The organism is Streptomyces sp. NPDC054794 (genome assembly GCF_053611585.1).
On sequence record NZ_JBSHAQ010000084.1, the window covers coordinates 23325 to 29324 of the forward strand.

General features: G+C 72.1%; 8 protein-coding genes. 4 read left to right on the forward strand and 4 right to left on the reverse strand.

Annotation, left to right across the window (positions count from 1 at the left end):
- Positions 1 to 226: 226 nt before the first annotated feature.
- Genes ykgO through rpmG form a run of 3 tightly spaced genes read right to left on the reverse strand, consistent with a single transcriptional unit; the run spans position 227 to position 859 of the window.
- Entirely contained in the window at positions 227 to 349 is a 123-nt protein-coding gene (gene ykgO, locus ACWGKT_RS45400; protein WP_046586208.1) for a type B 50S ribosomal protein L36, read from the reverse strand.
- 37 nt (positions 350 to 386) lie between these two features.
- Entirely contained in the window at positions 387 to 647 is a 261-nt protein-coding gene (locus ACWGKT_RS45405) for a type B 50S ribosomal protein L31 (RefSeq protein WP_453278328.1), read from the reverse strand.
- A gap of 47 nt (positions 648 to 694) precedes the next feature.
- Positions 695 to 859: a 50S ribosomal protein L33 gene (gene rpmG / locus ACWGKT_RS45410; protein WP_453278329.1), complete on the reverse strand. Its 165-nt coding sequence runs from the start codon at positions 857 to 859 to the stop codon at positions 695 to 697.
- A 286-nt stretch (positions 860 to 1145) separates the two neighbouring features.
- On the opposite strand from rpmG, the gene ACWGKT_RS45415 reads away from it, so the two are divergent.
- The 3 genes from ACWGKT_RS45415 (at position 1146) to ACWGKT_RS45425 (ending at position 4701) form a co-directional block, all read left to right on the forward strand.
- Positions 1146 to 2393 carry an acyltransferase family protein gene (locus ACWGKT_RS45415; RefSeq protein WP_453278330.1) on the forward strand — a complete coding sequence of 416 codons (1248 nt, stop codon included), beginning with the start codon at positions 1146 to 1148 and terminating at the stop codon, positions 2391 to 2393.
- Between the two features lie 71 nt (positions 2394 to 2464).
- Positions 2465 to 3124: a hypothetical protein gene (locus ACWGKT_RS45420; RefSeq protein WP_453278331.1), complete on the forward strand. Its 660-nt coding sequence runs from the start codon at positions 2465 to 2467 to the stop codon at positions 3122 to 3124.
- 101 nt (positions 3125 to 3225) lie between these two features.
- Positions 3226 to 4701, forward strand: a complete 1476-nt coding sequence (locus tag ACWGKT_RS45425) for a dihydrolipoyl dehydrogenase family protein (RefSeq protein ID WP_453278332.1) — start codon at positions 3226 to 3228, stop codon at positions 4699 to 4701.
- Positions 4702 to 4753: 52 nt separating this feature from the next.
- On the opposite strand, the gene ACWGKT_RS45430 is transcribed toward ACWGKT_RS45425, so the two are convergent.
- The gene (locus tag ACWGKT_RS45430; protein ID WP_235453658.1) at positions 4754 to 5110 is read right to left on the reverse strand and encodes a winged helix-turn-helix transcriptional regulator; all 357 of its coding nucleotides are present in this window, start codon (positions 5108 to 5110) and stop codon (positions 4754 to 4756) included.
- A gap of 148 nt (positions 5111 to 5258) precedes the next feature.
- Here ACWGKT_RS45430 and ACWGKT_RS45435 point away from each other — a divergent pair, with 148 nt between their 5' ends.
- Positions 5259 to 5909 (forward strand): FMN-dependent NADH-azoreductase, encoded by a 651-nt coding sequence (locus ACWGKT_RS45435; protein ID WP_235453659.1) that lies wholly within the window; start codon positions 5259 to 5261, stop codon positions 5907 to 5909.
- Positions 5910 to 6000 lie beyond the last annotated feature (91 nt).

The window sequence follows — 6000 nt, forward strand, 5'->3', positions numbered from 1 at the left end:
AGTTTCGGTCGGCCACCGTCACGTTGCCACTTCTGATCGATCGCACTGCGGAGGCGAAGAGTTCACCGGGCCCGTATTCCTTGGTCGCGCGCGTTTTCGGGCCGCACGGCAGATCACCCGAACGGGCGCCACTCGGGCAGGGCCCGGACCCGGCCGGGACACGACGAGCAGCGGCCCGGCCCCGCGTGTCGCGGGACCGGGCCGGTGGACTGCTCGGAGCGGTTCGTCAGCCCTGGCGGGCCTTGAAGCGGGGGTTCTTCTTGTTGACCACGAAGGTCACACCTCGGCGGCGCACCACCTGGGCTCCGGGCTTGGACTTCAGCGAGCGCAGGGACTTGCGCACCTTCATGCCTGACTCCTTCTCGTGCGGGGGCCGCGGGCCCGGGTCACCGGTGGGCCGGGGCCGAGCGGCCGTAGCGGCGTTCGAAGCGCTCCACGCGGCCGGCGGTGTCCACGACCCGCGAGGTGCCGGTGTAGAACGGGTGGCCGGCCGACGAGGTCTCCACGTCGATCAGCGGGTGGACGGTGCCGTCCTCCCACGCGATCGTCCGGGAGGCGGCCGCGGTCGAACGGGTCAGGAACAGGGCGCCCGCGGCGCGGTCGCGGAAGACGACCGGCCGGGACACGGGATGGATGCCGGGCCTCATGGTGTTTCCTTCCTCAGCGCCGTCCGCCGTGGGGCGGACGGCCGGTTTCAGCGTTCCTCGCGGAAGGCGACGTGCTTGCCGACCACGGCGTCGTACTTGCGCAGGACGAGCCGGTCGGGGTCGTTGAGACGGTTCTTTCGCGTCACGTAGGTGACGCCGGTCCCGGCGATCGACTTCAGACGGACCACGGGGCGCACGGTGCTGCGTGCCATGGGGGTTCTCCCTTCACCCACGCCCGGATCTTGACTCGGGCATGCCAACCATGACCTGTAACAGCGGTGTCCCTCGTGGCATTCCCGGGCGCTTTCGGCTGCTTTCCGGTGCTTTCCGATGCCGGGGGCTCGCCCATACGGGTGTCTGTGTGCGCCATCCGGAATGTTCCGTCAACAGAGCGCCCCGGCGCCGGTGTGATGTTTCCCGTGAGACCGGGTTGAAAGGAGAGGAACGGGCAACCTTCCGTTTCATGCCACTGACGACCGCGCTCCGACAGGGGACACGATGACGACGGCGACCAAGGCGACCCGGACGCCTCCCGCCACCGAAACGACGAACTCCGCCACGACCGGCACGAGCGCCGCGACCGCCGCGACCGCCGCGACCGCGAGAAACCCTCCGTCCGCCGCCTCCCGGCCCTCGCTGCCCTCCCTCACCGGGCTGCGCTGGATGGCAGCGCTGCTGGTCTTCGGGCTGCACGTGCACAACTTCCGCTACTTCGGAGGCGGCGGCGGCCGCATCATGACGTGGGCCTTCGGCGGCGGCGCCACCGGAGTGTCGTTCTTCTTCGTGCTGTCCGGGTTCGTCCTGACGTGGTCCGCTCGCCCGCACGACCGCGTGCTCGCCTTCTGGCGACGGCGCGTCGCCCGCGTCTACCCGGTCCACCTCGCCACCGCGGCGATCGCCCTGGTCATGGCCTGCACGCTGACCCGCTGGCCGCTGCCCACGCTCTCCCAGGGCCTGGCCAACGTCGTGCTGATCCACGCCTGGTGGGGCCCGTGGTGGCAGACGCTGAACCCCGTCAGCTGGTCACTGGCCTGCGAGGCCTTCTTCTACGCCGCCTTCCCCGCGCTGCTCCTGGTCCTGCGCCGGGTCGGCGCCCGGGGCGCGGCGGCGCTGGGCGCGGTCTCGGTGCTGACGGTGCTGCTCATGGCCTGGGCCGACACGCACCACTGGCTCGGCCAGCAGCTCAGCTCCTTCCCGGCGGCCCGCCTGCCCGAGTTCGTGCTCGGCGTCTGCACGGCCCGGCTGGTGCTCCTCGGCCGCTGGCGCGGACCGGGGCTGGAGGCCTCGCTCGCCCTGGCGATCATCGGCTACTTCCTCGTCCCCCAGGTCAGCGACGGGTACCCGGCCGCCACCTGCCCCGTCATCGGCTTCGCCCTGCTCATCCCGGCGGCGGCCGTGGCGGACCTGCGGGGGCTGCCCTCGCTGTGGCGGCACCGCCCGCTGGTGCGACTGGGGGAACTCTCGTTCGCCTTCTACATGATCCACCTCCTGGTTCTGCGGGCCGGCATCAGCGTGCTGGGCAACCGCCCCCGCTTCGGCCTGACGACGGGCGTGGCCGTCACCGCCGTCGCGTTCACGGTGTCCCTCGCCCTGTCCTGGGTCCTGTACGAGGCGGTGGAAAGCCCCGCACGACGGCTCCTGCTGCGCCGCCGCCGTACGTCGTCCAAGGCCGGCCCGAAGCCGCCTGCCACCCGGCCGGAACCGGCCCGGACCGGCAGCGGCGGCCCCGACGCGGGTTCCCGCTGAGGGCCGCGCCGGGCACGGCCAAGCGCGTGACCGCCGGTTTTGGCGGTCCGTGCGCCGGGCAGGTGGTCCGCGTGCCCTCCTCCCCGCGGCTGCGCTTCGACGGCTGGATCGCCGGCATCGGGACGGCCTCCGGCACACGCGTCGTGGTGGGGCACTGGACGCGATCGCCGTTCGGGCCGTTCAGTGACGTGATGCTGGAACGAGCCGACGGGCACCGTGCGCTGTTCTCCCCGACCTGGGAGACGGCGGACTTCATCACCGGCACGTACACCTTCGACGACGTACAGGTAACGCCCGTACGAGTGAATGTGGTGGGACCGATCTGGGCCGTCGAGGCGGCCTCGCTCGGTCTGCGCCTGACCGTCGGGCGGCGCGGCCTCCCGGGGTTCGTGCTGCGGGCCGTGCCCGGCGCCCTCGCCGCCTGGCCGGCCTGGACCGTGGTGACCGATCCGGCCGCACGACTGTGGCTGGGCGCGCGCACCCGCGGCGCCGCCGTGGACGGGCGACGCGAGTGGTACGGGGCGCGCGACCTGAGCCCGGTCATCTCGGCGACCGCCGTCAACGAGGGCCGGGTCCTCGGCCCGCTCGCCCCCTTCGAGCCCCCCGTACGGTTCGGATTCGGGTCGATGCCGCGGCGCCCCTGCGTCGTGCGGGTCACCACCACGGTGGGCCTGGAGCAGGAGGCGGAGGCCGAGGAGATTCTTCGCGCGGGAGAGCGCCAGGGCAGTTAGGCTGACGCTTCGCCGCAGTATTTACATTTCGGATAGTCATCGCATTTGACGCATTCCGCGCACTTCGCCGCCTCGGTGGACGGGCGACCCGGGAGGATCTCATGACGGCAGCCGTGGACCCGGATCACTCCGACTGGGACGTGATCGTCCTCGGCGCCGCGGCGGCGGGGGAGAACGCGGCCCAGTACGCGAGCCAGTTCTCCGGCCTGTCCTCGGTGCTCGTCGAGGACGCGCTGGTCGGCGGCGAGTGTTCGTACTGGGCCTGCATGCCCAGCAAGGCGCTGCTGCGCCCGGTCGAGGTGGTCGACGCGGCCGACCATCTGCCCGGTCTGACGGCACGCCTGGACCCCGCCCCGGTGCTGGCCCGGCGCGACGCCGTGATCAACGGTCTGGACGACACCTCCCAGGTGCACTGGGCGCTGAACACCGGGATCGACGTGGTGCGCGGCTACGGGCGACTGGCCGGTGAGCGCACGATCGTGGTCAGCGGGCCGGACGGCTCCGACCGGACGCTGACCGCCCGGCACGCCGTGGTCATCGACACCGGCTCCTGTCCGGCCGTACCGGACCTTCCGGGGCTGCGTGCCGCGCTGCCGTGGACCTCACGCGATGTGACCACGATGCGCGAGGTGCCGCGCCGGGTGCTCGTCGTGGGCGGTGGCGTGGTCGCCTGCGAGGCGGCCACCTGGCTGCGGGGACTGGGCACCGCCGAGGTGACCCTCGTCCACCGCGGGGAGCGGCTGCTGGCCCGGAACGAACCGTTCGCGGGCACGCTGGTCGCCGAGGAGCTGCGCGAGACGGGCGTACGCCTGTGTCTCGGCCGCACCCTGGCCGAGGTGCGGCGGTCCGACGCCCAGGACTCCGGCCAGGGCCGGGTGCACGGCGGAGCGGCGAGCGTGACCCTCGACGACGGCACCGTCATCGAGGCCGACGAGATCGTCGTGGCCACCGGCCGCACCCCGAACACCGACGACATCGGCCTGGAGACCGTCGGCCTCTCCCCCGGCGGCTATCTCGACGTCGACGACCACCAGTCCGTACGCGGCGCCTCGGGCAGCTGGCTGTACGCCATCGGCGACGTGTGCGGACGGGCGCTGCTCACCCACATGGGCAAGTACCAGGCCCGGATCGTCGGTGAGGTCATCGCGGCGCGCGCCGCCGGCTCGGCCGAGCTGCCGTCCTCGGCGGCCGGACATGTGGGCCTGCCCCAGGTCGTCTTCACGAACCCGGAGGTCGGCAGCGCCGGCCTGACGGAACGGCAGGCGCGGGACGCCGGGATCGACGTCGAGGTCGTCGAGTACGACCTCGGCGCGCTCGCCGGCACCTATGTCATGCGCGCCGACTACCGCGGCCGGGCCAAACTCGTGGTCGACCGCGCCACCGACGTGGTGGTGGGGGCGACGTTCGCGGGCGCCGGCATCGCCGAACTCGTGCACTCGGCGACCACGGCGATCGTCGGCCGCCTCCCCGTGTCCACGCTGTGGCACGTCGTACCCAGCTACCCCACGGCGAGCGAGATCTGGCTGCGCCTGCTGGAGACACTGCGCACGCAGCGTCACGCGGCGCAGCACGCGTGACGAAGCACCCCGTGTCCCATTCGTACGGGCGGCGGCTACGCGGACGCACCGGTCAGGGGCACGGCCCGCTGTCCGGCAGGTGCACCTTGGCCCACTCCCCCAGTTCCCGCAGGGCCGGTTCCAGCGCGGCGCCGGAAGCCGTGAGCCGGTAGGAGACGCGCAGCGGAGGCCCCTCGTCGACCTCGCGCACCACGAGGCCGGCGGCGCCGAGCTCGGTCAGCCGGTCGGAGAGCATGCGTTCGCTGATGCCGGGCACGGCCCTGCGCAGGTCCGCGAAGTGCGCGGGCTGCTCCACCAGCACGGCCACGATCGGGCCGGTCCATCGCTTTCCGAGCAACTGGAAGACGCGCGTGATGCCGCCGTCCACTTGCTTGCACGCTTCCACGTCGTGAGTCTGCTCGACCGCCATGCCCCCAGGATACTGTGCCGTCGTACGGGGATGAAAAAAAGTAAGTCCCTGTGATATCCATAGTTGAGTACGAAACCGCAGCACGTCCTGGGGGTGTCCGTCACCCCTGGGCACGTGCGCCCGAACGACCGCTCATGGGAGACCCCCGATGGCCACACTCCTGCACATCGACTCGTCCGTGTTCCCCACCGCCGGCTCCGCGTCCCGCGCGGTGACGACCGCCTTCCGCAAGGCCTGGGAGGAGCAGCACCCCGAGGGCACGGTGATCTACCGGGACCTCGCCGCCACCCCCGTGCCGCACATCACCGCCGACGCGCACACGGCCGGGTTCGCGGATCCCGCCGCGCACTCCCCCGAGCAGGCGGCGGCCTTCGCCGAGCGCGTGCGGCTCATCGAGGAGCTGGAGCGGGCGGACGCGGTGCTGATCGGCGCCCCGATGTACAACTACGCGATCCCGTCCACCCTCAAGGCCTGGCTGGACAACGTGATCCTCTTCGGCCGCACCGCGGGCGAGACCCCCACCGCCAAGGGCACGCCGGTCACCGTCGTCGCCAGCCGCGGCGGTTCCTACGCCCCCGGCACCCCGAGGGAGTCGTTCGAGTTCGTCCAGAACTACCTGCGGGCGATCCTCGCCGACACCCTCGCCCTGGACCTGGACTTCATCGTCCCCGAGCTCACCATGGCCCCGCACAACCCGGCCATGGCCGAGCTGGTCCCGCTCTTCGAGGCCTCCCGCGAGCGGGCCCACCAGGAAGCGAGCACCAAGGCGAAGTCCCTCGCCGAGCGCCTGGCGGCCTAGGGTCTTTCGTTTGGATCAGGCCGGATCAGGGAGCGGGGTCTGGTGCCGTGCATCGCAAGGCGGAGGAGGGCGTCATGGCGGAGCCATGGCA